This window comes from Pseudoxanthomonas sp. SE1 (genome assembly GCF_029542205.1).
Lineage (GTDB): Bacteria > Pseudomonadota > Gammaproteobacteria > Xanthomonadales > Xanthomonadaceae > Pseudoxanthomonas_A.
Genome location: NZ_CP113783.1, coordinates 1,636,553 through 1,662,206, shown reverse-complemented (window position 1 = coordinate 1,662,206; position 25,654 = coordinate 1,636,553). Strand labels below are relative to the sequence as shown.

General features: G+C 67.8%; 22 protein-coding genes and 1 tRNA gene. 9 read left to right on the top strand and 14 right to left on the bottom strand.

Features of this window, described 5'->3' with window-relative positions:
* Positions 1 to 16 precede the first annotated feature (16 nt).
* On the bottom strand, positions 17 to 1,633 hold the full coding sequence (locus OY559_RS07870; RefSeq protein WP_277729482.1) for an alpha-glucosidase family protein: 1,617 nt from the start codon (positions 1,631 to 1,633) through the stop codon (positions 17 to 19).
* A gap of 374 nt (positions 1,634 to 2,007) precedes the next feature.
* Here OY559_RS07870 and OY559_RS07865 point away from each other — a divergent pair, with 374 nt between their 5' ends.
* Positions 2,008 to 3,393: an MFS transporter gene (locus OY559_RS07865; RefSeq protein WP_277729481.1), complete on the top strand. Its 1,386-nt coding sequence runs from the start codon at positions 2,008 to 2,010 to the stop codon at positions 3,391 to 3,393.
* A 50-nt stretch (positions 3,394 to 3,443) separates the two neighbouring features.
* On the top strand, positions 3,444 to 5,069 hold the full coding sequence (locus OY559_RS07860; RefSeq protein ID WP_277729952.1) for an alpha-amylase family glycosyl hydrolase: 1,626 nt from the start codon (positions 3,444 to 3,446) through the stop codon (positions 5,067 to 5,069).
* Between the two features lie 167 nt (positions 5,070 to 5,236).
* On the opposite strand, the gene OY559_RS07855 is transcribed toward OY559_RS07860, so the two are convergent.
* The 7 genes from OY559_RS07855 to OY559_RS07825 all read right to left on the bottom strand — a co-directional run bounded on the left by OY559_RS07855 (position 5,237) and on the right by OY559_RS07825 (position 13,449).
* The gene (locus tag OY559_RS07855) at positions 5,237 to 6,274 is read right to left on the bottom strand and encodes a LacI family DNA-binding transcriptional regulator (protein ID WP_277729480.1); all 1,038 of its coding nucleotides are present in this window, start codon (positions 6,272 to 6,274) and stop codon (positions 5,237 to 5,239) included.
* A 180-nt stretch (positions 6,275 to 6,454) separates the two neighbouring features.
* The gene (locus tag OY559_RS07850; RefSeq protein WP_277729479.1) at positions 6,455 to 6,937 is read right to left on the bottom strand and encodes an OsmC family protein; all 483 of its coding nucleotides are present in this window, start codon (positions 6,935 to 6,937) and stop codon (positions 6,455 to 6,457) included.
* Positions 6,934 to 7,602, bottom strand: a complete 669-nt coding sequence (locus tag OY559_RS07845; protein ID WP_277729478.1) for a c-type heme family protein — start codon at positions 7,600 to 7,602, stop codon at positions 6,934 to 6,936. The genes OY559_RS07850 and OY559_RS07845 overlap by 4 nt, the downstream gene beginning before the upstream one ends.
* A complete protein-coding gene (locus OY559_RS07840) occupies positions 7,599 to 10,850 on the bottom strand; it encodes an efflux RND transporter permease subunit (protein WP_277729477.1) in 3,252 nt (1,083 codons plus the stop codon). The genes OY559_RS07845 and OY559_RS07840 overlap by 4 nt, the downstream gene beginning before the upstream one ends.
* Before the next feature lies 1 nt (position 10,851).
* On the bottom strand, positions 10,852 to 11,925 hold the full coding sequence (locus OY559_RS07835; protein WP_277729476.1) for an efflux RND transporter periplasmic adaptor subunit: 1,074 nt from the start codon (positions 11,923 to 11,925) through the stop codon (positions 10,852 to 10,854).
* Positions 11,926 to 11,939: 14 nt separating this feature from the next.
* On the bottom strand, positions 11,940 to 12,143 hold the full coding sequence (locus OY559_RS07830; RefSeq protein WP_277729475.1) for a YgaP family membrane protein: 204 nt from the start codon (positions 12,141 to 12,143) through the stop codon (positions 11,940 to 11,942).
* Between the two features lie 34 nt (positions 12,144 to 12,177).
* Complete coding sequence (locus OY559_RS07825) at positions 12,178 to 13,449, bottom strand: NAD(P)/FAD-dependent oxidoreductase (RefSeq protein ID WP_277729474.1); 1,272 nt, start codon at positions 13,447 to 13,449, stop codon at positions 12,178 to 12,180.
* 107 nt (positions 13,450 to 13,556) lie between these two features.
* Here OY559_RS07825 and OY559_RS07820 point away from each other — a divergent pair, with 107 nt between their 5' ends.
* The 5 genes from OY559_RS07820 (at position 13,557) to OY559_RS07800 (ending at position 15,982) form a co-directional block, all read left to right on the top strand.
* The gene (locus OY559_RS07820) at positions 13,557 to 13,946 is read left to right on the top strand and encodes a rhodanese-like domain-containing protein (RefSeq protein ID WP_277729473.1); all 390 of its coding nucleotides are present in this window, start codon (positions 13,557 to 13,559) and stop codon (positions 13,944 to 13,946) included.
* Positions 13,943 to 14,302 (top strand): ArsR/SmtB family transcription factor, encoded by a 360-nt coding sequence (locus OY559_RS07815; RefSeq protein WP_277729472.1) that lies wholly within the window; start codon positions 13,943 to 13,945, stop codon positions 14,300 to 14,302. The genes OY559_RS07820 and OY559_RS07815 overlap by 4 nt, the downstream gene beginning before the upstream one ends.
* Entirely contained in the window at positions 14,299 to 14,664 is a 366-nt protein-coding gene (locus tag OY559_RS07810) for a rhodanese-like domain-containing protein (RefSeq protein WP_277729471.1), read from the top strand. The genes OY559_RS07815 and OY559_RS07810 overlap by 4 nt, the downstream gene beginning before the upstream one ends.
* A 23-nt stretch (positions 14,665 to 14,687) precedes the next feature.
* The gene (locus OY559_RS07805; protein ID WP_277729470.1) at positions 14,688 to 15,041 is read left to right on the top strand and encodes a carboxymuconolactone decarboxylase family protein; all 354 of its coding nucleotides are present in this window, start codon (positions 14,688 to 14,690) and stop codon (positions 15,039 to 15,041) included.
* Between the two features lie 80 nt (positions 15,042 to 15,121).
* Positions 15,122 to 15,982 (top strand): MBL fold metallo-hydrolase, encoded by an 861-nt coding sequence (locus tag OY559_RS07800; protein ID WP_277729469.1) that lies wholly within the window; start codon positions 15,122 to 15,124, stop codon positions 15,980 to 15,982.
* A gap of 6 nt (positions 15,983 to 15,988) precedes the next feature.
* On the opposite strand, the gene OY559_RS07795 is transcribed toward OY559_RS07800, so the two are convergent.
* From OY559_RS07795 to OY559_RS07770, 6 genes are all read right to left on the bottom strand, one after another.
* Entirely contained in the window at positions 15,989 to 16,726 is a 738-nt protein-coding gene (locus tag OY559_RS07795; RefSeq protein ID WP_277729468.1) for a murein L,D-transpeptidase catalytic domain family protein, read from the bottom strand.
* A 56-nt stretch (positions 16,727 to 16,782) separates the two neighbouring features.
* The gene (locus tag OY559_RS07790; RefSeq protein WP_277729467.1) at positions 16,783 to 17,823 is read right to left on the bottom strand and encodes a L,D-transpeptidase; all 1,041 of its coding nucleotides are present in this window, start codon (positions 17,821 to 17,823) and stop codon (positions 16,783 to 16,785) included.
* A 173-nt stretch (positions 17,824 to 17,996) separates the two neighbouring features.
* Positions 17,997 to 19,286 (bottom strand): threonine synthase, encoded by a 1,290-nt coding sequence (gene thrC, locus OY559_RS07785; RefSeq protein ID WP_277729466.1) that lies wholly within the window; start codon positions 19,284 to 19,286, stop codon positions 17,997 to 17,999.
* Positions 19,287 to 19,339: 53 nt separating this feature from the next.
* A complete protein-coding gene (locus OY559_RS07780; RefSeq protein ID WP_277729465.1) occupies positions 19,340 to 20,269 on the bottom strand; it encodes a homoserine kinase in 930 nt (309 codons plus the stop codon).
* A 31-nt stretch (positions 20,270 to 20,300) separates the two neighbouring features.
* Positions 20,301 to 22,790 carry a bifunctional aspartate kinase/homoserine dehydrogenase I gene (gene thrA, locus OY559_RS07775; protein WP_277729464.1) on the bottom strand — a complete coding sequence of 830 codons (2,490 nt, stop codon included), beginning with the start codon at positions 22,788 to 22,790 and terminating at the stop codon, positions 20,301 to 20,303.
* Between the two features lie 329 nt (positions 22,791 to 23,119).
* Complete coding sequence (locus tag OY559_RS07770; RefSeq protein ID WP_277729463.1) at positions 23,120 to 23,575, bottom strand: GNAT family N-acetyltransferase; 456 nt, start codon at positions 23,573 to 23,575, stop codon at positions 23,120 to 23,122.
* A 117-nt stretch (positions 23,576 to 23,692) separates the two neighbouring features.
* Here OY559_RS07770 and OY559_RS07765 point away from each other — a divergent pair.
* Positions 23,693 to 23,769 (top strand) — tRNA-Arg (locus tag OY559_RS07765).
* Positions 23,770 to 24,027: 258 nt separating this feature from the next.
* Positions 24,028 to 25,560, top strand: a complete 1,533-nt coding sequence (locus tag OY559_RS07760) for an L-piperidine-6-carboxylate dehydrogenase (protein ID WP_277729462.1) — start codon at positions 24,028 to 24,030, stop codon at positions 25,558 to 25,560.
* The last annotated feature ends 94 nt before the right edge of the window (positions 25,561 to 25,654 follow it).

The following is a 25,654-nucleotide window of genomic DNA, read 5'->3' as shown; positions in this document are numbered from 1 at the left end:
TTCGTATCCCGTTGCGTCAATCGATGAGGGCGTAGTACACGCCACGCGGCGGCAGCATGAGCCTGCCATCCTGCAGGGTGCCGGATGGCAGCCGGTGGCTGTCCACCGCACGCGGCTCGATCCCGGCGGGCAGCGCCCACGAGGCGTCGCGCGGCGACAGGTTGAAGACCACCAGCATCGCAGCGCCTTCGGTCTCGCGCACGAAGGCGAGCACCGGTTCGGGGGCATCCAGGAAACGGATGCTGCCCACGCGCAATGCCGGCTGGGTACGTCGCCACGCGAGGAAGCGGCGCACCTGGTTGAGGATGGAACCGGCATCGGCTTCCTGCGCGGCGACGTTGATCGCGCGGTGTTCGGCCGGGATCGGCAACCACGGAGTGCCGTGGCTGAAACCGGCCTGTTCGCCCTCGTTCCATGGCATCGGCGTGCGGCAGCCATCGCGGCCCTTGAAGTTCGGCCAGAAGGTCTTGCCGTACGGATCCTGCAGCGCTTCGTAGGGCACGTCGGCTTCGGGGAGCCCGAGTTCTTCGCCCTGGTACAGGCAGACCGAGCCCCGCAACGAACACACCAGCGCAACCAGTTGAGCCGCCAGTGCCGGCGACGCATCGCCGTTGCCCCAGCGCGTGACCGCACGCTGCACGTCGTGGTTGGAGACTGCCCAGCACGGCCAGCCTTCGACCATCGCGGCCTCCAGCCGCTCGACCGTGTCGCGGATGTAGGCGGCGCTGCCGTCATCGGTCAGCAGCTCGAAGCTGTAGCCCATGTGCAGGCGCTGGTCGCTGACGTACTCGGCGGTGGTGGCCAGCGAGTCCTCGGACGAGATCTCGCCCAGCGCGGCCGCGTCCGGATAGCGGTCAAGCAGTCCGCGCAGGCGCTCCAGGAACGGGATGTTCTCGGGCTGCGTGTTGTTGAAGTAGTGGTACTGGTACGCGTACGGATTGTCGGGGCTGAAGCCGCGCCCGACCCGCTTCTCTTTCGGCTTGGGCGGGTTGTCGCGCAACTGCGCGTCGTGGAAGCAGAAGTTGATCGCGTCCAGCCGCAGGCCATCCACGCCCTTGTCGAGCCAGAACTGCACATTGTCCAGCGTGGCCTGCTGCACGGCCGGGTTGTGGAAATTCAGGTCCGGCTGGCTGGCCAGGAAGTTGTGCAGGTAGTACTGCTCGCGTCGCGGCTCCCAGCGCCATGCGACGCCACCGAACAGCGACATCCAGTTGTTCGGCGGCGTGCCGTCTTCCTTCGGATCGGCCCACACGTACCAGTCGGCCTTGGGGTTGTCGCGGCTCTCGCGGCTCTCCTTGAACCACGCGTGGTCGACCGAGCAGTGGCTCAGCACCTGGTCGATCATCACCTTGACGCCCAGCGAGTGCGCCTTGGCGAGCAGGCGGTCGAAATCGGCCAGCGTGCCGAACAGCGGGTCCACATCGCGGTAGTCGGCGATGTCGTAGCCGAAGTCCGCCATCGGCGACTTGAAGAACGGCGAGATCCAGATGGCGTCCACCCCCAGGCCGGCGATGTAGTCGAGCTTCTCGACAATGCCCGGCAGGTCGCCCACGCCATCCCCGTTGGTGTCCAGGAAGCTGCGGGGGTAGATCTGGTAGATCACCGCACCACGCCACCAGTTGTTCTTCGTCATCGATGCACCCGTCCGCAATGCGCGGCGCACCCCTCCGGTGCGCTCGGCGGGCGCCACTATTCCACGAGCCACCGGCATGCGTGAGCGGAGGTCGTCATGGGTGTGCATGAATACGTATGCAGATGATCGGCCGTGGCCACGCGGCACCGATCGCCCCGGTGATGGTCCATCGCGCATCCGACCGCGCGAAACGCAGGCGTGCCAACGGTTTCCTTCGCCGCAACGCGCCGTGGCGGCGCTCCGGCGCGGCGGTCTCCGCGCATCGGCATTGTTTGCGGTGCAGCATGGAATCGGACGCGCATGCCGGCAAGATGCCGCGACGCTCGCCATCGGGTGCGCGCACTCCGACCGCATCGCACCGCCAGGGATACCGAATGACCGCCAAGCCCCGCCTGTCCTTCTGGCAGATATGGAACATGTCGTTCGGCTTCCTCGGCATCCAGTTCGGTTTCGCGCTGCAGGGCGGCTTCATGTCGCGCATCTTCCAGACACTGGGCGCGGAGAAGGATGCGCTGCCCCTGTTGTGGATCGCCGCACCGCTGACCGGCCTGCTGGTGCAGCCGGTGATCGGCTATCTGAGCGACCGCACCTGGCATCCGCGCCTGGGGCGCCGCCGGCCGTTCTTCCTCATCGGCGCCATCCTCAGCTCCATCGCGCTGGTGTTCATGCCGCACTCGCCCACGCTGTGGATCGCGGCAGGCCTGCTGTGGGTGCTGGATGCCAGCATCAACATCAGCATGGAACCGTTCCGTGCGCTGGTGGCGGACAAGCTGCCGGAAGAGCAGCGCTCTTACGGTTTCGTGCTACAGACGCTGATCATCGGCGTGGGCACCTGGGTGGCCAGCAACCTGCCGTGGTTCATCACCCAGCTCGGCGTGCCGAACGAAGCCGGCCCCGGCGTGGTGCCGCCTTCGGTGAAGGTGGCGTTCGCGATCGGCGCGTTCGTGTTCATGGCCAGCATCCTGGTGACCATCCTCACCACGCCCGAATACCCGCCGGAAGACCTGCAGCGCTTCCGCGAGGAACAGAAGCGGCGCGGCAACTTCGCCGGCGAGATCGTGCACCATGTGATCCACATGCCCGCGCAGATGCTGAGGCTCGGCCTGGTGCAGTTCTTCAGCTGGCTGGCGTTCTTCGCCATGTGGAGCATGGCCACACCCGGCCTGACCGAGCATGTGTTCAAGGCCCCCGCACCCGACCCCGCCGCCTTCGACATGGCGGTACCCGCGCAGGCTGCGGCTTTCCAGTCGACCAATGCCGCGTTCCAGAATGCGGCGGACCTGGTGGGTTCGTACATGGGCTACTACGGGCTGTCGTCGATGCTGGTCGCCTTGCTGCTGAGCTTCTATGCGGCGCGCTTCCCGCTCAACCGCAAGGCGGTGCATGCGGGCTCGCTGGTGTTGGGCGGCATCGGCTTCCTGTCGATGTGGTTCGTGCCGCACCCGGCCTGGCTCATCGGCTCGTTCGCGCTGGTCGGCGTGGCGTGGGCCAGCATCCTGTCGATGCCGTACGCCCTGCTGTCCAGCCATGTCCCGGCGGAGAAGATGGGCATCTACATGGGCATCTTCAACATGTTCATCGTGGTGCCGCAGATCGTGGCCGCCACGCTGCTCGGGCCTTCGCTGCGCATCTTCTTCGCGAACGAATCCGTGTTCGCGCTGGTCATCAGCGGCAGCAGCCTGCTGCTGGCCGCCGCCGCCCTTGTCTTCGTGCGCGAGCCCGCGCACAGCCCCGCCCCTCTTTCCTCGCAGGCCCATTGATGAAGCACGCCCGCCGCCCCCTCGCCATCGCGCTGGCCTCCCTGGTCGGCATGCCCGGCGTCGCGCTCGCAGCCGACGCCTTCTACGGCACCACCGAACCCTTCGCGAAGGAAGCCGTGTACTTCGTGCTGACGGACCGTTTCGTCAATGGCGATCCGTCGAACGACCATCGCGACCAGGGCGGAAAGAACCCGACTTTCGACCGCGCCACCCCCGGCGCACCCGAAGGCCAGACCGACAACGTCGGCTACCTGGGCGGCGACTTCAAGGGCGTACTCGACAACGCCGGCTACATCCGCGACCTCGGCTTCACCTCGGTGTGGATCACGCCGATCATCGACAACCCCGACGAAGCCTTCACCGGTGGCGAGGAGGTGAAATGGGCCGGCATGTTCACCGACCGCGGCAAGACCGGCTACCACGGCTACTGGGGCATCAACTTCTACAGACTCGACGAGCACCTGCCCAGCGAAGGGCTCGATTTCGCCGGTTTCACGAAGGCGATGAAGGAGCAGAAGCTCGACGTGGTACTCGATATCGTCGGCAACCACGGCTCGCCCGCGTATTCGATGCCGAAGATGCAGCCGCAGTACGGCAAGGTCTGGGACAAGGACGGCAAGCTGATCGCCGATCATCAGAACCTCGACCCCGACAGGCTGGACCCGCGCGGCAAGCCGATGCACGCGTTCTACAACACCGGTGGCGGACTGGCGCAGCTGTCGGACTTCAACGAAAACAATCCTGCGGTGATGGAGTACCTGGTCGGCGCGTACGGACAGTGGATCGACCAGGGCGCGGCCGCGTTCCGCGTGGACACCATCGCCTGGATGCCGCACGCGTTCTGGAAGGAATTCGCCGACCGCATGCGCGCGAAGAAGCCGGGGTTCTTCATGTTCGGCGAGAACTTCAACTACGACGCCGCCAGCATCGCCGGCCACACGTGGGTGCGCAACGGCAGCTACAGCGTGCTGGACTTCCCGCTGAAGGGGAAGCTGACGGAGGTGTTCGAGAAACCCGGCACCAGCTACGAGGAGATCGGCAAGGCGCTGTACCTGGAAGACGGCCCGTACGCGAACCCGTACGACCTGATGACCTTCTACGACAACCACGACATGGCGCGCATGAACGCCACGGACGAAGGCTTCATCGATGCGCACAACTGGCTGTTCACCGCACGCGGCATCCCGGTGATCTACTACGGCTCGGAAACCGGCTTCGAACGCGGCCATGCGGAACATGCCGGCAACCGCAACTACTTCGGCCAGGACCGCATCGACGCTGCGCCGCAGAGCCCGATCTTCGCGCCCTTGAAGCGCATCGCCCAGCTGCGGCGCGACACACCGGCCCTGCAGCGCGGCCTCCAGCTCAACGTGCGCATGAAGGGCGACCAGGCGATCTTCTACCGCGTGCTGCAGCACGAAGGCGTCAACCAGACCGCACTGGTGCTGCTGAACAAAGCGGATGCACCGGCGAAGCTGTCCGTTTCCGACCACCTGCAGCCAGGCCAGTGGCGCGATGCGTTCACCGGCAGGAAGCAGCGCGTACGCAACCGCCTGCAGGCCGAAGTGCCCGCACATGGTGTGCGTGTGTTCCTGCTGGACGCACCGATCACCCGCACCGATACCCGCGCGCGCCTGGCCGAGTTGATGGCACGCAAGGCGCCCAAGGCGGATTGAGGTCAATGCCTTCTGTACTGTAGGAGCGACGTAAGTCGCGACCGCAGACTACGCATGCCATGAGCGCATGTTCGCGTGCCCGCAACGAAATTTCGTCCATGACGTCGAGCGCCAAAGCGGGCTGATGGCATCCGGTCGCGACTTACGTCGCTCCTACAACGGGGCCCTCACTTTGCAGCGGTCGACCCGCGCAGCGCCAGCCGGACCGGGATGGTCTGGCTTTCCGCCGGTTCACCATTGATCAGCGCCAACAATGTCTCGACCAGCAATGCACCCGCGCGCTTGGTGTCCTGCTGCACCGTGGACAGGCCGGGGTTGACGAAGCTGGCCAGCGGAATGTCATCGAAACCGGCCACGGCGATATCTTCCGGCACGCGCAGGCCACGCTCGAGCAAGGCCTTCATCGCGCCCGCCGCGATCAGGTCGCTGGCCGCGAAGATCGCATCGAACGGCACGCCACGTGCGAGCAGTTCGCAGGCGGCTTCGTGGCCGGACTGCTCGGTGGTGATGGCATCCACCTGGAGGGCGCTGTCCGACTCGACGCCTGCGGCGTCCAGTGCCTGCCGGTGCCCGAGGTAGCGCTCGAAGAACTCCGGATAGTGGTTGGACGCGTGCCCGAGGAAGGCGATGCGGCGGCGCCCCTGTTCGATGAGGTGCGCGGTGATGTCATGCCCGCCCTGGGTGTTGTCGCACCCGATCGACACGCCCGGCGTACCCGGCTGCACGGCGCCCCAGCGCACGAAGTGGGTGCCCTGCTCCACCAGCCGCTCCAGCCGGCCGCGCGATTCGAGGTAATCGCCATAACCCAGCAGGATGATGCCGTCGGCCTTCTTGCTGTCCTCGTAGTCGGCCTGCCAGTCGGTCGACAGCTGCTGGAACGAGATCAGCAGGTCGTAGCCGCGCAGCGCACAGGCGCGCGTGATGCTGCCCAGCATGGACAGGAAGAACGGGTTGATGGACGACTCGTCCGGGGTGGGGTCTTCGAAGAACAGCAGCGCCAGGGTGCCGGAATGCTGGCGGCGCAGGTTGGAGGCGTTCTTGTCGACCTTGTAGTTCAGCTGCTCGGCGATGGCCAGGATGCGCTTGCGCGTCTCCTCGTTGACCATCGGGCTGCCGCGCAGCGCGCGCGACACGGTGGGCTGGGACACGCCCGCCAGGTGGGCGATGTCCAGCGAGGTGGCCTTCCCCTTGATGGGCGCGATCACGGATGGCTTCGGATACGGACTGCGGAGGACCGGATCATGCCACGCCCGATGGTCGGCGGCGATCCGGGAGCGCGAGGCGAGCGCGGTCCTTCCCCTGCCTTGTGGAAGCGACGCAAGTCGCGAAGGGGCAGCGGTGACGCTTCATCGCGACTTGCGTCGCTCCCACAAGAGCAGCCAGCCTCACGACTCGCCGTGGTCCGCCCGCGCGGTGCCATGCAGCTGGACGCCGTCGGCATCGGTGATGCTGACGGACACATCGATCCCGTGGCGGACGCTCTCCGTCACCACGCAGAAGTTCTCGAACTGGGCCAGGATGCGCTCCAGCGACGCATGCGCCGTGCCGGCTTCCGCGAGCCGGATGTCGGCATGGATGTGGCCCACGCGCAGCCTGCCCTGCTCGTTGCGCACCAGCTCCGCGGTGGCATGGGTCACCAGCTTGCCCGGCGTGTTCTTGAACTTGCGCAGCGCGAACAGCAGGCTGGCCGACAGGCAGTTGGCCACGGCCGACACCAGCAGCCGCGTCGGATTCGGGCCTTCGCCCTTGCCCAGCGGCTCGGGCTCGTCGGTCATCAGATCGGCGATGGTGGTGTCGTCGAAGCGGATGCGGAAGCTGTAGTCCTCTTCCTGTTCCAGAGTGATGCGGATCGGTGCGTCGGTACTCATCGCGTAGCCTCGTCGGGAGTATGGGCAGCGGCGGGCACTTCGACCCATAGCCCGCCGCGCAGGTCGCCCACCGCAAAACCGGTGGCCGCATCGTCAGGATAATGCGCCGCGATGGCCGCGCGGACCTGCGGAGCCATCTTGGTGCCATGGCAGGCCAGGCAACCGGGTTCGGTGGCGATGCCGCGCATCATGCGCAAGGCGATACCTTCGGGAAGACCTTCGCGGACCACCGACATCTGCTCCGCGGCAGGCGCACCCTCCAGGACGGCTTGCTGGAAGGCTTCCAGCGTGGCGAGTTGCCAACCTTCGGCGGCCTGTCCGGCGTTGCGGTGGCGCCCGGGCAGCGCGACGCGGCCCAGGCGCACGCCGTGCTCGGTCATCACCGCGTCCGCGATGGCCGGCGCCTCGGCCTGGCAGACCTCGACGGCAGCGGTGGGTCCGCCGGTCTGCATCGCGGCCTGCAGGCGGCCGCGCAGGCGACCGCTGAAGGCCTGGGCCGCCGCCTTCGCGCGGTCGAGAGCCGGATCGGCCGACGACAGGGGCGTTGCGCTGGTCGCCTGCCCTGTGGCGGCGACCCGGCCGCCGTCCCCGGCTGCGGAAGTGCAAGCGGCGGCGCCCGCCAGACATGCCACCCACAGCAGCCGACGGAGGTCTGGAGCACTCATGCGGTTCCTTCCTTGTGCGCGCGATGTTTCAGCCCGTAGTACAGCAGCGGGATCACCACCAGCGTCAGCACCGTGGACACCAGGATGCCGAAGATCAGCGAGATCGCCAGGCCATTGAAGATGGGGTCGTCCAGGATGAAGAACGCACCCGCCATCGCCGCCAGTGCGGTCAATGCGATCGGCTGTGCGCGCACTGCGCAGGCGTCGACGACCGCCGATTCGAGCGTCTGCCCGCGCTCGACCAGATGGTTGATGAAGTCCACCAGCAGGATCGAGTTGCGCACGATGATGCCCGCCAGCGCGATCATGCCGATCATGCTGGTGGCGGTGAACTGCGCGCCCAGCAGGGCGTGGCCCGGCATCACGCCGATCACGGTCAGCGGGATGGGCGCCATGATCACCAGCGGCACCACGTAGTTGCGGAAGTAGGCCACCACCAGCAGGTAGATCAACACCATGCCGGCCGCGTAAGCGATGCCCATGTCGCGGAAGGTCTCGTACGTGATCTGCCACTCGCCATCCCACTTGATGCCGAAGGCGGTGGTGTCGGGGGGCTGGCGGATGAAGAACTGCGCCACCTGCTGTCCGTCGATGGCGTTGTCGGCGATCTGGCCGACCAGGTCGAACATGCCGTACAGCGGACTGTCGACGGTGCCGCTCTCGTCGCCCATCACGTACACCACCGGCAGCAGGTCCTTGTGGTGGATGGCGCCATCCCACCAGGTGGAACGCGCCTGCACCAGTTCCGACAACGGCACCAGCTGACCATTGCCGCCGCGTACCCGCAGCGCGAGAAGCCCGTCGAGCGAAGCCTGGTCGGCCACCGGCAGGCGCAGGCGAATGGGGCGCGGATACTTGGAGCCGCCGTCGATCACGTGGGTAGCGTCCAGCCCCGACAGGCCGGCGGCGATCGTTTCGGTGATCGCCGACTGCGGCACGCCCAGGCGCGCCGCCCGCACGCGGTCGATCACCAGGATGTCGCGACGCGCATCGGCTTCCACGCTGGTGTCCACGTCGACGATGCCGTCGGTAGCCATGAAGCGCTGTTCGAGCGCCCGCGCCACCCGCCGCTGGCGGGCGTAGTCGGGCCCGTACACTTCAGCGACGATCGGCGACAGCACGGGCGGACCGGGCGGCACTTCCACCACCTTGACCGACGCGCCATGGCGACGGCCGATCGCATCCACCTGCGGGCGCAGGGCGACGGCGATCTCGTGGCTCTTGCGGTCGCGGTCGTGGCGGTCCACCAGGTTCACCTGCAAGTCGCCCACGTTCGCACCCTCGCGCAGGTAGTACTGCCGCACCAGTCCATTGAAGTTGATCGGTGCGGCCGTGCCGGCATAGCCCTGGTAGTGCAGGACTTCCGGCGTGCGGTCCAGCACGCCGGCCAGTTCGGTCAGCAGGGCGTTGGTGTCCTCCAGCGCGCGGCCTTCGGGCAGGTCGACCACGATCTGCAGTTCGGACTTGTTATCGAACGGCAGCATCTTCAGCACCACCAGCTTGAACACCGCCAGGCTGGCGGCCAGCGCCACCAGCGCGGCCATGGCGACGAACAGCAGGCGCCGGCGCCGCGCACCTGCGCCGGCATCGAGGAACGGCGTCATCACGCGTTCGAACAGGCGATGCAGGCGCGCGGCCATGGTGCCTTCCGCGTGCCCGTGGGCGGCGCCCTCGCCCGCATGCGCGACCGCATGTCGCTTGAGCAGCTTCAACGACAGCCACGGCGTCACCACCAGCGCGATCATCAGCGACAGCAGCATGCCGACCGAGGCATTGATCGGGATGGGCCGCATGTACGGCCCCATCAGGCCGGTGACGAAGGCCATGGGCATCAACGCCGCGATCACGGTGAAGGTGGCCAGGATGGTCGGACCGCCCACTTCGTCCACTGCCGGCGGAATGGCCTCGGCCAGCGACTTGCCACCCTGCGCCATGTGCCGGTGGATGTTCTCGACCACCACGATGGCATCGTCCACCAGGATGCCGATGGAGAAGATCAGCGCAAACAGCGACACGCGATTGAGGGTGAAGCCCATCGCCCACGACGCGAACAGCGTGACCGCCAGCGTCAGTACCACCGCGCTGCCGATCACGATGGCCTCGCGACGGCCCAGCGCGAACAGCACCAGCAGCACCACCGAGCCGGTGGCGAAGACCAGCTTCTTGATCAGCGTCTGCGCCTTGTCGCTGGCCGTGAGGCCATAGTCGCGCGTGGTCTCCACCTGGATGCCGTCGGGAATCACGGTGCCCCGCAAGGCGTCCACCCGCGCCAGGGCGGCGGACGTGATGTCGGCCGCATTGCTGCCCGGCTTCTTGGCGATGGCCAGCGTCACCGCGGGCGCCACGCCACTGGAAGGTCCTGCGCGTTTCGCGGGCGCACCGTGCCAGACATAGCTCGATGGTGCGTCGGCCGCATCGCTGACTGTCGCCACATCTTCCAGCCGCACTGGCTGGCCACCCGCCACGCCCAGCACCAGGCCGGCCACGTCCGCGCGGTCGGCCAGGAACTGGCCCGAAGTCACCTGCACCACCCCATCCGTACCGACGCGCTCACCCGCCTGGCGCGCCAGGTTGGCGGCCTGCAGCGCTGAAGAGAGATCGTTCACCGCCAGGCCATGGCTGGCTAGGCGCGCCGCGTCGAGCTGCACCATCACCGCCCGCTCGGGCGCGCCGAGGGTGAACACGTCGCGCGTGCCGGGGATGCGCTTGAGTTCGGTTTCCAGCGTGTGGGCCACTTCGGCCAGGTCGCGTGCGCCGCGCTGCGGATCGTCCGTCCACAGGGTCAGCGCCATCACCGGCACGTCGTCGATGCCCTTGGGCTTGATGATGGGCTGGCCCACGCCGAGGTTCGCCGGCATCCAGTCCTGGTTCGAGAACACCTTGTCGTACAGCCGCACCAGCGCGGGCTGGCGCTTGACGCCCACGTCGAACTCCACCGTCAGCACCGCCATGCCGGGACGGCTGATCGAATACGTGTGCTTGATCTCCTCGATCTCCGACAGCTTCTGCTCCAGCGGATAGGTCACCATCTGCTCGACCTGGCGCGCATCCGCGCCCGGGAACGGCACGATGACGTTGGCCATGGTGACGTCGATCTGCGGCTCTTCCTCGCGCGGCGTGATCATCACCGCCACCAGGCCCAGCAACAGGCCGAGCAGCGCGAGGATCGGCGTCAGCGGATTGGCCTGGAAGCTGCGCGATATACGGCCGGAGATGCCCAGTCGCGGCGGCGACGTCAGCGGCGCCATGTCAGCGCTCCTTGCGCGCGGCGACCAGCGCCTGCTGCGCGACCACCGGATCGGTGGCGACGGTGTCGCCGGGTTTGAGTCCCGAGATCACATCGACGTGCTCGGCAGCGACTTCACCCAGCCTGACCTGGCGCAGCGAAAGCCGGCCGTCGACGAGCACATAGACGGCCGTCACCTCGCCGCGGCGCACCAGCGCGCTGGCGGGCACACGGGGGAACGCGGCGCCTTTCACTGCCGGAAACGCCACCTTGGCGGTAGCTCCCGGTTGCGGCGGCGCATCGAGCGCGGGAAGTTGCACGCGGACGCGCACGGCATGGGTAGACGCGTCGGCCGCGGGAAAGACGGTGACATCATCGGCCTCGATCTGTCGCCCGCTGTCGAGCGTGACGGTGGCCACCGGGGTGGCGCGTATCGCCTCGGCTTCGGACTGGGGCACGGCGACGTCGACGCGCAACGCATCCGGTGCGAACACGGTCATCAGGGTCTGACCGACGCCGACGCTCTCGCCCGGTTCGACATCGCGGGTGGCGACGATGCCCGCATAGGGCGCGCGGATGGTGGTGTAGTCGGTCTGCTGGCCGGCATTCGCCAACTGGGCACGCGCGGCGTCGCGCGCGGCGAGGGCCGAGTCGCGCGCCATCCGGGCCTGGTCCAGTTGCGCCCGGGAAACGAACTGACCCTTGGCCAGGTTGGCGAAGCGCTGATAGTTGGCTTCCGCCTCGGTCGCGGACGCTTCCGCCGCGCGCACCTGGGCGCGTGCGGCGTCGACACCGGATTGCTGCTCGACCGCACTGAGCCGCACCAGTACATCGCCAGCGGCCACGCGATCGTTGACATCGCGCGACACGGCGATGACGCGCCCGTTCGTCTGCGCCGACAGCGTCGCCTGCCGCACGGCCTCCACCACGCCTTCCCAGGCGCGACCGTCCGCCGCGTCGGCGGCATGCACCTGGAAAGTCTGCAGTCCGTCGATGCGCGCGGGAGGCGCGGCGGACTCTTCATGCCCGCACGCGGCAAGCGCGACCATCAGCAACAGCGGCAACAACGGGCGCGACGACATCACGGTTCGACTCACGGCAGGCCCCACACTCACTTGAATGCGCAGCCGGCGCGCACGCCCAGCTTGCGGAAGACGATGGCCGCCGGACAGAAGCCGGTGACGCTGGCCTGCAGCAGGTTCACGCCGATGAAGACGGTGAACCACAGCCACAGCGGCGAAACGAAGTGGGCCAGCGCCAGGCTGGCGAGGGTCATCACGCCGGCGAAGGCGAGGACGGCACGGTCGAGGTTCATGGTGGGGTTCTCCGGAGTGGTTCGGGGACGGGGATCAGCGGGTGCGCATGATGCCGAGCAGCTTCAGCACGTATCTCTCGTAGATCGGTTCTGTGTTGCCCGACTTGATCTTCATCAAGAAATACTTCTCGAACGCGATCTTGGCCACGTGCACCCACTTGCCGACCTTGGCCCAGGTGACGTTGCGGGGCGGCATCTGCGGCAGCGCCACGAAGGCGGCGCCGGTGTCGCCCATGTCGGCCAGGCAGATCGCATTCCAGGTGGCTTCGGCCGTGGCGGGCGTGCCGGCCAGTTCGGCCTGGATGTTGTGCGCCACCGCCGTGACCATGGACTCGATCATGAAGCCGGTCTTCGGCGCGCCCGTCGGCACCGGCGTGGCCTCCACCGGCGGGATGGCCACGCACACCCCGAGCGAGAAGATGTTGGGATAGGCGGGGTTGCGCTGGTGCTTGTCGATCAGGATGAAGCCGCGCGGATTGCACAGCCCCTCGCCCTGGCGCACGGCCGGCACGCCGGTGAACGCCGGCAGCACCATCGAATACGTGAACGGCAGCGTGTGCGCCTTCTTCGGCTGGCCGGCGTCGTCCATTTCGGACACGTCCATCTCGCCGTCGCGCACCGCCGTGATCTTCGCGTTGGTGATCCACCGGATGTGGCGCTGGCGGAATTCCGATTCCATCAGGCCCTTGGAATCGCCGACACCTCCAAGCCCCATGTGTCCGACGTACGGTTCCGGGCTCACGTAGGTGATCGGCACCTTGTCGCGCAGCTTCCGCTTGCGCAGGTCGCTGTCCAGGATCATCGCGAATTCGTACGCCGGCCCGAAGCAGCTGGCCATCGGCGCGGCGCCCACGACGACCGGGCCCGGATTTTCGAGGAATGCCTGGTACGCCTGCCACGCAGTGGTCGCATGCAGCGTGGTGCAGATCGACTGGGTGAAGCCACCTTCAGGCCCCAGGCCCGGCACCTCGTCGAAGGCCAACCGCGGCCCTGTCGCGATCACCAGATAGTCGTAATCGACGTAGCGCCCGTCGCGCAGCAGCACGCGGTTGTCGCCCGGTTCGACCCGCTCGGCGCCGGCACCCTCGAACGCGATCTTTTTCTTCGCCAGATAGCGGGCGACCGGCATCTCGACATCGGACGGCTTGCGCCAGCCCACGGCGACCCAGGGATTGGACGGCGTGAACGAGAAGCGGTCGCCCTCGCCGATCACCGTGATCTCCGGGCCCTGGCCAAGCGTGCCGCGCAGTTCGTACGCGGCACTCATGCCGCCGATGCCTGCACCCAGTACGACGATGCGTGCCATGTCTTCCCCTCCAGGTCGGATGGTGCCCCCGGCGGGAATGCCGGTCGGCTTGCAATGAAAATTAGCATTTACTAATATTAGCGTCAACTAATGTATTGGAGGCATCCATGGCACGCACCGTCCAGGATCTGGTGGCCGAGGCCCGCAGCCGCATCGAAGAGATCGCGCCCGACCAGTTCGCCGCGCAGGGCGGCGGCGTCGTGATCGACGTGCGCGAACCGGCCGAGTACGCGCAAGGCCACCTGCCGGGCGCGATCAACCTGCCGCGCGGCGTGCTGGAGTTCCAGATCCACGCGCACCCGGCGATGGCCTGCGCCACCAGCGAGGCGCTCGCCATGCCTGACCGCGCATTGCTTCTCTACTGCCTGACCGGGGGGCGCTCGGCGCTGGCCGCCGACAGCCTGCAGTCGCTGGGCTTCACCTGCGTGCGCTCGCTTGCCGGCGGCCTCACGGCATGGCGCAATGCAGGCCTGACTCTTTCCACGGATGCCGCATGACCCGACGCACCACCACGCCCGTCTTCGATATCGCCGCCATGCAGGCGCATGCCGGCGACGCGGCGCAGTTGCTCAAGGCCCTCGCCAACGAGAAGCGCCTGCAGATCCTCTGCCTGCTGACCTCGGGCGAGCGCTCGGTGGGCGAGCTCAATGCCCTGCTCGACCTGAGCCAGTCCGCGCTGTCGCAGCACCTGGCCGTGCTGCGCGAAGAAGGCCTGGTGCAGACGCGGCGCGAAGCACAGAACGTGTTCTACGCGTTGATGCCCGGCCCGGCCGCGCAGGTCATGCATACACTGCACGGCATCTACTGTGCTCCTGTCGCACCACCGCGCAAGGCCGTAAGGACATCCCGATGATCGCGCTGCTGAAGGCCCTGTTCGGCGTTGGAGCCCCGCAGGTTTCGCCGCGTGATGCCGTGCAACGGATGAACCAGGGCGCGGCGCTCGTCGACGTGCGCGAGGCGGGCGAGTTCGCCGCGGGGCATGTGCGGGGCGCGTGCCACATCCCGCTCGGCGACCTGCGTGCCGGCGGCCCCGCGCTGCTGGACGCACGCCTTCCGGCGGCCACGACCGAGATCCTGCTGATCTGCCAGAGCGGCATGCGGTCGCGCTTGGCGCAGTCGGGCCTGGCCGGCAAGGACGCACGCACCTATCTGAACATCGCCGGCGGCATGTCCGCATGGCGCGCCCACGGCCTGCCGGTATCCCGGCAAGGTTGACCCCCTCCGTCATCGAGAATCCCATGTCCAGTGCAGACCGCTACCAGGAACTGACCACCCGCATCAACCGCCACCTCGCTCCCTTCCGCACAGCCGCACCCGCGGTGATGCAGGGCTTCGGCGCCATGGCGCGTGGCGCGATGGCCGCCGGCACGCTGGACGAAAAGACCAAGGAACTGATCGCCATGGCCATCGGCGTGGCATCGCGCTGCGATGGCTGCCTCGGCTTCCACGCCAAGGCGCTCGTGCGGCTGGGCGCCACGCCGGAGGAGTTCCACGAAATGTTGGGCGTCGCCGTCTACATGGGCGGTGGTCCCTCGCTGATGTACGCCGCGCACGCGCTGGAAGCCTTCGAGGAGTTCTCGCAGGCGGCCTGAACCCGCTTGGCCTTGTCCGCTCCGACTGCGATCATCCGCATTCCTCGGCCTGCCGGCCTCGCGACACCGGGAGCAGCGTCATGTCGATCCCCTCCGTCCACGCCCAGTTCGACGAAAGCACCAACACCATCAGCTACGTAGTGTGGGATCCCGCCACCGCGCAGGCGGCCATCATCGACCCGGTGCTGGACTACGACCACCGTTCGGGCCGCGCTTCGCACCGTTCCGTAGATGCCCTGCTCGCCTTTGTCGCGGAACAAGGGCTGTCGGTTGCGTGGATCCTGGAGACGCATGCGCACGCCGACCATCTCAGCGCAGCGCCGTGGCTGAAGGAGAAGACCGGCGCACCGATCGGGATCGGAGAGCACATCCGCGACGTGCAACGCACGTTCGCGCCCATGTTCGGACTCGACGATGTCAGCAGCGACGGCCGTGAATTCGATCGATTGTTCCGCGATGGCGAGACGTTCCCGCTCGGCGGACTGCAGGTTGGCGTCATGCATACCCCCGGGCATACACCGGCCTGCGTGTCCTACCGCATCGGTGATGCGGTATTCGTCGGTGACACGCTGTTCATGCCCGACTACGGCACCGCGCGCGCCGACTTCCCCGGCGGCGATGCGCGCACCCTGTACCGTTCGATCCACGCACTGCTGTCGCTGCCGGACGACACGCGCCTGTTCCTGTGCCACGACTACAAGGCACCGGGACGCGACCACTACGCATGGGAAACCACCGTCGCCGACGAGAAGGCGCGCAACGTGCACATCGGCGGTGGCGTGACAGAAGACGACTACGTGAAGATGCGCGAAGCGCGCGACGCAACGCTGGCCGCACCCGTGCTGTTGCTGCCATCGCTGCAGGTCAACATCCGGGCCGGACGACTGCCCGGGCCTGAAGCGAACGGGCGGCGTTACCTGAAGATCCCGCTGGATATCTGAGCCGCGTCAGCCACCCGCGCCCGACGGCGCAGGATGCGCGACCACGCCCTGGCCGCAGTCCGCGCCCAGCAGGCGCGACTGCTTCAGCCAGGCGGGATCGGGGTAGTACGCGAACACGAACGAGCCGCCGCGGATGCTGTCGATCAGCGGCTGCGCCACGGCCGCGCGGATGGCCGGACAACCAAGGCTGCGCCCCAACCGCCCCTGCGCGCGCACCAGCGCGTCGCTGACATAGGGTGCGCCATGGATGACGATGGCGCGTTCGCGCGCGTTGTCGTTGAAGCCCGGTTCCAGGCCCTGCAGGCGCAGCGAGTAGCCATTGGCACCGCGATAGGATTCCTGGGTGACGAACGCGCCCAGGCTGGACATGTAACTGCCGGTCGCATTGGAGAACCGCGTCGCCAGGTTCTCGCCGGTATTGCGGCCGTGCGCGACGCGCTCCTCGAACAGCAGGCGGGCCTTTTCCAGATCGAACACCCACAAGCGCGGCTGGGTCGAGGGCCGCGAATAATCGATCACGCTGAGCCGACGCATCGGCACGGGTTCGCCACGCCGGATCGAGCACGTCATCGCCCGCGTCGCCATGGACAGCACGTTGCGGTCGAGCGAAGGCGCCGCACGATGCAGGACATCGACCATGCGCTCCGACGGCACGGGCGGCGGGGACGCAGCGCGCGCAGCGCCCGCCGACGGAATGACCACGGCGGCAAGGCTCAGCGACAGCAGGCGGCGGGATGGGGTCATGACGGCATCCGGGTATCGATGGAGAAGCGCCAGCGTCCCGATTCCATCCGCAAGGCTCAGCGTACGGCCGTTGTGGGGCTGGCTTCGTCCGATTCCAAGACCGGCACGGACGGCTGGTCATCGGGCGTTGCGCGTACGCCGGGCAGGTCCGACAGCAGCACCGTGGTGCCCGGCTTCAGCACCGTGTACAGGCGACGCGCGAAATCCTGCGGAATCCAGAACGCGTCCCCGAGCGAACGCAGCGGCGGCATCGGCGCGCCCTCTTCGCCCAGCACGCGGTGCGCCACCCAGCGATGTTCCTTCTGCTGCGGATCCAGCAGGCTGGGGATGTCCTCCATTTCCGTCGTCATCACCAGCAATACCGTGCCGTTGAGCGCGAAGTCCCGGATCATCTGCAACGGCGCCGCGCCGATCAGCACGCCATTGCGCAGTACCGACACCCGCTGGTCGTACAGGCTGACCAGGATGCTGACCGGCCCCTCCGGCGACGCCGCCTCGTTCCAGTACACCTCGTAGGCCGACAGGTCCGGATGCGCCGCCTGTCCCCCGGCAGTCACCGGCGCCAGCACGGCGGGGTGCACCAGGCTGGCGGGCGACGCCTTCGCGTTCGCCACCACCACCGAGTCGCCGAAGCGGGTGATGCCGAACAGTTTCTCGGCGAAGGCCTGCGGCAGGCGGACGCAGCCGTGCGACGCCGGATAGCCGGGCAGGTGGCCGCCATGCAGCGCGATGCCATCCCACGTCAGCCGCTGCATGTAAGGCATCGGTGCGTTGTTGTAGAGATTGGACCGATGGTCCTTGTTCTTCTGCAGGATGGTGAACACACCGGTCGGCGTGTCCTTGCCCGCCTTGCCCGAACTGATCGTCGACACGCCGATGGCGATGCCGTTGCGGTACACGTAGGCACGCTGTTCGTCGAGGCTGACCACCAGCACCACGGGACCCTCGGGCGCGATCTGCGGATACCACAGGAATTCGCCCGGCTTCAGCGCGCGGACGTCGGCCTGCGGGACGGCGGATTGCGCGTGCGCGGCGAAGGGGGTGGCACCGGCGAGCAGGCTGGCCAGCAGGAGGGTGGGCAGGAAGTTTCGTGTCATCGGATGAGCTTAGCGCAGGAGGACCCGCACCGCCGATCCTGTACAGAAGGACCGAAGGCGCGTCTGCAACAGCGCAGGCTGCCTGCCTTGTGGGAGCGACGTAAGTCGCGAACGGTCCATGCGATAGCCGTTCGCGACTTACGTCGCTCCCACATGCGCAACGTGGAGCCGGACTACTGCAGCAGGCGCTCGCGCAAGGCGTCGTAGTCGGCGGGAATCGGGTCTGCCTGCGCAGGACGCGCCAGCAGTTCCGCCAGCGCGGGCGGCACTTCGACCTCGCGGCCGATCAGCGATTCCACCACGCTTTCGAACTTGGTCGGATGCGCCGTGGCCGCGACCGCCCAGTCGCCCCGCTCGCTCCGGACGCGCAGGTCCTCCAGCACCTTCACCGCTGTCGCCGTGTGCGGGCAATGCACTTCGTCATGGTCGCGGAAGCGACGGGCGATCACCTCGCGGATGGTTGCGTCATCGACCATGGATGCGCTGAACGCCGCACGCAACGCCGCATCGTCGCCCGCGTAGAGCCAGCGCAGACGCTCGAAGTTGCTGGGCGCACCGACATCCATCGCATTGGCCAGCGTCGCCACGCTGGCGGCCGGAACATAGTCGCCGCCCGCGAAAAAGTCGGGCAGCACGCGGTTCGCATTGGTCGCCAGCACGATCCTGCCGAGCGGCACGCCGAGCGCACGCGCCAGGATCGCCGCCATCGCGTTGCCCAGATTGCCGGTGGGAATGACAACGTTCAGAGCGCGCCCCGTCTCCGCACGATGCATCAGAGCCGCATGGGCGTAATAGCTCATCTGCGGCAGCAGGCGACCCAGGCTGATGCTGTTCGCCGAACTGAGCGGCGCCCGCGCCTGCAGCTCGGCATCGTTGAGGGCGCGCTTCACCAGCGCCTGGCAGTCGTCGAACGAACCCGCCACGCGCAATGCGGTGATGTTGTCGCCGAAACATCCCAACTGGTGCGCCTGCCGCGGCGACACGCGCCCGTCCGGATACAGCACGACCACGCGCAGGCCCGGTTGGCGATGGAACGCTGCGGCCACCGCCGCGCCCGTATCGCCGGAGGTGGCGACGAGGATCGTCAGGGGCGTGGCTTCATCGCGACGCAGCCGCGCCATGCTGGCGGCAAGGAAACGCGCGCCGAAGTCCTTGAACGCCGCCGTCGGTCCGTGGAACAGCTCCAGCACATGGTCGTCCGGCGTGCCCAGCGATCGCAGCGGCGCCGGGAAGTCGAAGGCCTCGCGGCAGATCGACGCCAGTTCGCCCTCCAGCGCATCGCCGGCGAAGAACGGGGCCAGCAGGGCCGTCGCCGTCCCGGCAATGTCGCGCCCGGGTATCAGGTCGCGGACGGGCGGCAGCGCTTCGGGGACGTACAGCCCGCCGTCGGGCGCCAGTCCGGCGGCGATCGCCTCGCTGAGCGTGACGGTGGGCGCGGCATTGCGGGTCGAGATGAAGTTCATGGTCTGTCGTCAGGAGAGCGCCACGCACGGAGCGCGGCCGCTGGAAGAGAAGTTCAGTTGGAGGGGAGAAGTTCCGCGCCCGTCGCGTTGATCGGCGACACCCAGGCCTGGCTGTCGAAGCCCGCAGCCGCGAAGGCTGCCTGCACGGCGGGCACCGCGGCTTCCGCTTCGCCGCGCGACTCGAACCAGGCGAATACGCTGGGGCCGGCGCCGGAGATGCTGGCCCCCATCGCACCGGCATCCAGCGCCGCCTGTTTCGCCGCATCGAAGCCGACGATCAGTGGCGCGCGGCGTGGTTCGACCAGCACATCGCGCAGGCCTTCGCGCACCAGCCCGGCATCACCGGCATGGCAACCGGCGAGCACCAGTGCAAGGTTCGCGCTCTGCGCCACGAAGTCCTTCAGCTCGTATGCGCCCTGCAACGCGGCGCGCGCGCGGCGCGTCTCCAGGATCGCATCCGGGTGCACCAGCACGCTGTGCCAATGCTCCGGCACGGGCACGCGCACCAAGCGGTCGGCCGTGGACAGGACCAGTCCACCGAGCAGCATCGGGCCGAGGTTGTCGCCGTGCCTGCCTCCGCTGGCGACCGCCTCGCCGACCAGCGCGTGCGGGTACAGCTGCTCGCGCGTCAGCGGCACGTCGAGCAGCGCGTTGGCTGCGACAAGCGCAGCGACGCACGACGCGGCGGAACCGCCCATGCCGGAGCCCAGCGGAATGCCCTTGTCGATCTCCACGTCGAACCCGAATGGCAGCGCCAAGGCATCGCGCAGCGAGATCAATGCTGCGCCAGCCGTATTGCCCGGCGCGTCCAGCGGCAGGTCCACGGTGGCGCCGCGGATGGCGGCGATGCGCACGTCCGGCGATGCCGTCCGGCGCACGGTCACCGTGTCGCCGACGCCTTCGATCACATGGCCCAGGATGTCGAACCCCACGCCGACGTTGCCCACCGATGCCGGCGAAAACGCACTTGCCTGCTGCCTCATGCCCACTCCATCTCGTTCGTCCCCGGATGCGTCACAGCTTCGCGCCCTGCCCTGCCGCCACGCGCAGCACGTCGGCGAACACGCCGGCCGCGGTGACTTCCGGGCCTGCGCCCGGCCCCTGCACGATCAGCGGATTGTCGCAGTAACGGCGCGTGGTGAACTGCACGATGTTGTCGGTCAGGCGCAGGTTGCCGAAGGCATGCGCCGCCGGCAGCTCTACCAGCCCCACGCTTGCGCGGCCTTCCGCATCCAGTCGTGCGACGTAGCGCAACACGTTGCCGTCCGCGCGCGCGCTCGCCAGGCGGGCATCGAAGCCGGCATCCACCTCGGCCAACCGCGCCATGAAGTCGTCCACGCTGGCCTGTCGCAGCGCTTCCGGCACCAGGCTTTCGACCTGCACGTCCTCCAGCGCCAGTTCGCGACCGGCCTCGCGGGCCAGGATCACCAGCTTGCGCGCCACGTCGGTGCCCGAAAGGTCATCGCGGGGGTCCGGTTCGGTATAGCCCAGGCCGCGCGCCTCGGTGACCAGCCGCGAGAACGGCACGCTGCCGTCGTACTTGTTGAACAGCCACGCCAGCGTGCCGGAGAAGATGCCTTCCACCGACACCACCGTGTCGCCCGTATCCAGCAGGTCGCGCAGGGTGGAGATCACCGGCAGGCCGGCGCCGACGGTCGCCTCGTAGCGGAAGCGCGCGCCGCTGGCCGCGGCGGCGTCGCGGATGGCGTGGTAGCGCGCCAGCGGACCTGCGCCGGCCTGCTTGTTCGGCGTCACCACATGGATGCCGGCGGCCAGCCATTCTGCGTAGCGGTCGGCGACGAGGGGGCTTGCGCTGCAGTCCACGATCACCGCATGCGGCATGTGCGCCGACAGCAGGTGCTGGGTGAAGCGGTCGAGATCGGTGGCCTGCGCACTGGCATCGAAGCGCGCGCGCCAGTCGTGGTCCGGACTGCGATCGTCCAGCAGCATGCGCGTGCTCGAGGCGATGGCGCGCAGGCGCAGGTCGAGGTTGGCCTTGGCCAGCAATTGCGGCTGCGCCGCACGCAACTGGTCGATCAATGCCGCGCCGACGTTGCCGGGACCGATCACCCCTACCGCGAAGGTCTGCGGCGACAACCAGAAGCCGGCGTGCGCGGCGCGCAGGGCCTTGGTCGCGTCGGCACCGTCGATGGCCACGGAAATGTTGCGTTCGGACGAACCCTGCGCGATCGCCAGGATGTTCACCTGGGCGCGTCCCAGCGCGCCGAACAGGCGCGCCGACACGCCCGGCGTCCCGGCCATGCCATCGCCGACCGCGGCCAGCACGCTGACGCCGTCGCGGCGCTGCACGCGCTGGATCTGCCGGGTGTCCAGCTCATGTGCGAATGCATCGAGCAGCGCCGCCTGTCCCTTGCCCGCCTCGCTGGCCCTGACCACGCAGCAGATCGAATGCTCCGACGAACCCTGCGAGATCATCACCACCGACACATGCGCATTGCGCAACGCCGCGAACACGCGCTCCGCCGTGCCGGGCACGCCGATCAGGCCGGTGCCTTCCAGGTTGAGCAGGGCGAGGTCGGCGCTGAGCGTCAGGCCCTTCACCGGGCCCACCGCGTCGCGCTCGGCGGTGATGCGGGTGCCGGGATGTTCCGGATGGAAGGTGTTGCGGATGATGATGGGCAGCCCGCGTTCCATGGCCGGCGACATGGTCTGCGGATGCACGACCTTGGCGCCGAAGTACGCGAGTTCACAGGCCTCGTCGTAGCTCAGGGCACCCAGCTGCACGGCTTCGGGCACCACGCGCGGATCGGCCGACAGCACGCCGTCGACATCGGTCCAGATGTGCAGTTCGGCCGCGTCGTACAGCGCCGCGAAGATCGCACCGGAATAGTCGCTGCCGTTGCGGCCCAGGGTGGTGAAGCGGCCTTCGCGATCGCGCGCGACGAAGCCGGTGACCACCACGCGCCGCTGCGGGTGCGAGGCCTGCCACGCCGCCAGGCGTTGCGCGCTGGTGTCCCAATCGACCACCACGCCGAGTTCGCCGTGGTCGACCCGCAGCACGTCGCGCGCGTCCAGCACGGCACAGTCCTCGCCCTGCAGCGTCAGGTATTCGCCCAGCAATCGCGCGGAGCACACTTCGCCCAGTCCCTGCACGCGCTGCAGCACCAGTTCCGGCAGGCCGCCGATGACGATCAGCGCGTTGAGGATCTCCTCCAGTTTCCCGAAGCGTTCGTCCACCCATTCGATCACCGGTCCCGCCGCCTCTCCCAGCAACGCCACGGCAGCGCCGCGATGGCGTGCCCGCAACGCATGCCAGCTTTCGTGCCATTCGGGGCGGTTGGCCGCCGCCAGCTCGCACAGTTCGATCAGCGCGTCGGTGACGCCCTTCATCGCGGAGACGACGGTGACCTGCACGTCCTCGTCGCGCGCGAGCAGCAACTGCGCCACGTGGCGGTACCGGTCGGCATCGGCAACGGAGGTGCCGCCGAACTTGTGGACGACGGTGCGGGGTTTGGATTCGACTTCAGCGCTGCGGGACGACATGGGTCAGGAACCTCGGTAAGGAGGCCCGGCACGCATCAGGAAGTCGGGTGGCCCTGCATCCTGATCCGGGTGCGGGGCCGTGGTTTGCGAGCTACGCGAACACGACCAGCCGCACCTGACGAGTCAGAGTGGTAATGGTCGTAATCAGGGTGGTGCGTCCATCGCACGCAAGCATCGACGCCGCCATCAAGGCCGGGGACGTGTTCGCGGGAGCGTGGGCAAGGGAACGCATGGAGGAAGAAAACCACGACACCCCCGGGGGCTGTCAAGCGTTGCGATGCAACAAAGCCAATGATTTCAGATGGATGCAACTGAAACCAATGCGCACCTTAGAGCGTGCGGGTCATGAAAACGCTGTTCGGGTCTTCCGCATAGTCATCGAAGGGCGCACAGGCGATGAAACCGGCGCGTGCATACAGCGCGCGTGCGGGTGCGAAGTAGGCCATCGACCCGGTCTCCAGGCTGAGACGTGCGTAGCCCCGTCCGCGCGCCTCGGCCAGGATATGGTCGAGCATCCGCGCCGCCACGCCACGACGCAGATGGGTCTGCGCCGTGCGCATCGACTTCACTTCGCCATGCCGCGCGTCCAACTCGCGCAGCGCACCGCAGCCCGCGAGAGCGTCGCCATCCCAGAGCGCCCAGAAGGTGATGCCAGGCCCGCGCAATGCGTCCAGATCCAGCGCGTGAACGCTTTCCGGTGGCGAGATGCGGTGCATCCAGTCCAGGTGCTCCTGCAACAGCGCGATCACGGCGGGATGGCGGAGGTCGTCGATGCGGATGTCCATGCGATCCGGGCGTACGGGTATACCCGCCACACTGCCATGCGGATGCTCGCCCTGGTACCCATACCCTGCACGGGAGCGTCGTGCGCGAGAGCGCTTCGTGCGAGAATCGCCGCCGATGGCCCCGTAGCTCAGCTGGATAGAGCGGTCCCCTCCTAAGGGACAGGTCGTGCGTTCGAATCGCGCCGGGGTCACCATCTTCCTTCACATGCCGACACCCTGGCGCCACACCGCCCGCTCGGCGAATCGCCGAACGCCTTCATCGCCAGTCGGCGAACCGAACAAACCCCGGCAGCGGATCAACGGCTGCGCCCGCAAGCGCCTGTTTGCGCAAGAACCATTGGAAAAACACAGGCTTACGCGCGGTCCGCCCGGCCCGCTCTGGTAGAATTCCGCTCCTCTTCCGGTGCCGCACCCCGTTCGGCGGCATCCCGCGCAATGACCCTGGAGCTTCCATGCCTGCTGACCTCCTCAAGGCCCTTGGCCTCGCCACCACCAACTCCGGTACCTACCTCGGCAGTGGCGAGTGGTCCACGACCACCGATGCCGGCCTGCTGCAGTCGATCAACCCGACCACCAACGAGGTGATCGCCGAAGTGCACGCCAGCAGCCAGGCCGACTACGAGAAGATCGTCGAACGCGCCCAGGCCGCCTTCAAGGTGTGGCGCACCACCCCCGCACCGCGTCGCGGCGAAGCCGTGCGCCTGTGCGGCGAAGCGCTGCGCAGGCACAAGGATGCGCTGGGTTCGCTGGTCGCGCTGGAAATGGGCAAGAGCAAGCCCGAGGGCGATGGCGAAGTGCAGGAGATGATCGACATCGCCGACTTCGCCGTGGGCCAGAGCCGCATGCTGTATGGCTACACCATGCACTCCGAGCGCCCTGGCCACCGCATGTACGAGCAGTACCAGCCGCTCGGCCTGGTCGGCATCATCAGTGCGTTCAACTTCCCGGTCGCCGTGTGGGCGTGGAACTCGTTCCTGGCCGCGATCTGCGGCGACATCTGCATCTGGAAGCCGTCCAACAAGACGCCGCTCACCGCGATCGCCAGCATGAAGATCTGCAACGAAGCGCTGAAGGCCGGCGGCTTCCCGGACATCTTCTTCCTGATCAACGATGCTGGCGTCGAGCTGGCGCAGCAGTTCGTCGACGACAAGCGCATCCCGCTGATCAGCTTCACCGGCTCCACCCAGGTCGGCCGCACCGTCGGTGAGCGCGTCGCGCGCCGCATGGGCCGCAGCCTGCTGGAACTGGGCGGCAACAACGCCATCATCCTGGACGAAACCGCCGACCTGAAGCTGGCCGTGCCCGGCATCGTGTTCGGCGCCGTCGGCACTGCCGGCCAGCGCTGCACCACCACGCGCCGCCTGATCGTGCACGAATCCATCTACGACACCGTGCTGTCCACGCTGGTCAAGGCGTACAAGCAGGTGGAAGGCAAGATCGGCGATCCGCTGGACCCGGCCAACCTGATGGGCCCGCTCAACAGCCAGGGCGCCGTGCAGCAGTTCCTGGACTCCATCGCCAAGGCCAAGGCCAGCGGCGGCACCGTCGAGACCGGCGGCACCGCGATCGACCGCCCGGGCAACTTCGTGCTGCCGGCCATCGTCACCGGCCTGAAGAACTCCGATGAAGTCGTCCAGCACGAAACCTTCGCGCCGATCCTGTACGTGATGAAGTACAAGACCCTCGACGAAGCCATCGACATGCAGAACGCCGTGCCGCAGGGCCTGTCGTCGTCGATCTTCACCCAGAACCTGAAGGCGGCCGAGCAGTTCCTGTCGGCGGCCGGCAGCGACTGCGGCATCGCCAACGTCAACATCGGCACCAGCGGCGCCGAGATCGGCGGCGCGTTCGGTGGCGAGAAGGAAACCGGTGGCGGTCGCGAGTCCGGTTCGGACGCGTGGAAGGTCTACATGCGCCGCCAGACCAACACCATCAACTACTCCGACTCGCTGCCGCTCGCGCAGGGCATCAAGTTCGACCTTTGATCCGCAAGGCAGCCGGCGTGCCCGCATGCCGGCTGCCCCGAACGGGCCAGCATCTGGGATAATCGCGCCACCTTTTACGGGCGGCGCGTTTTTT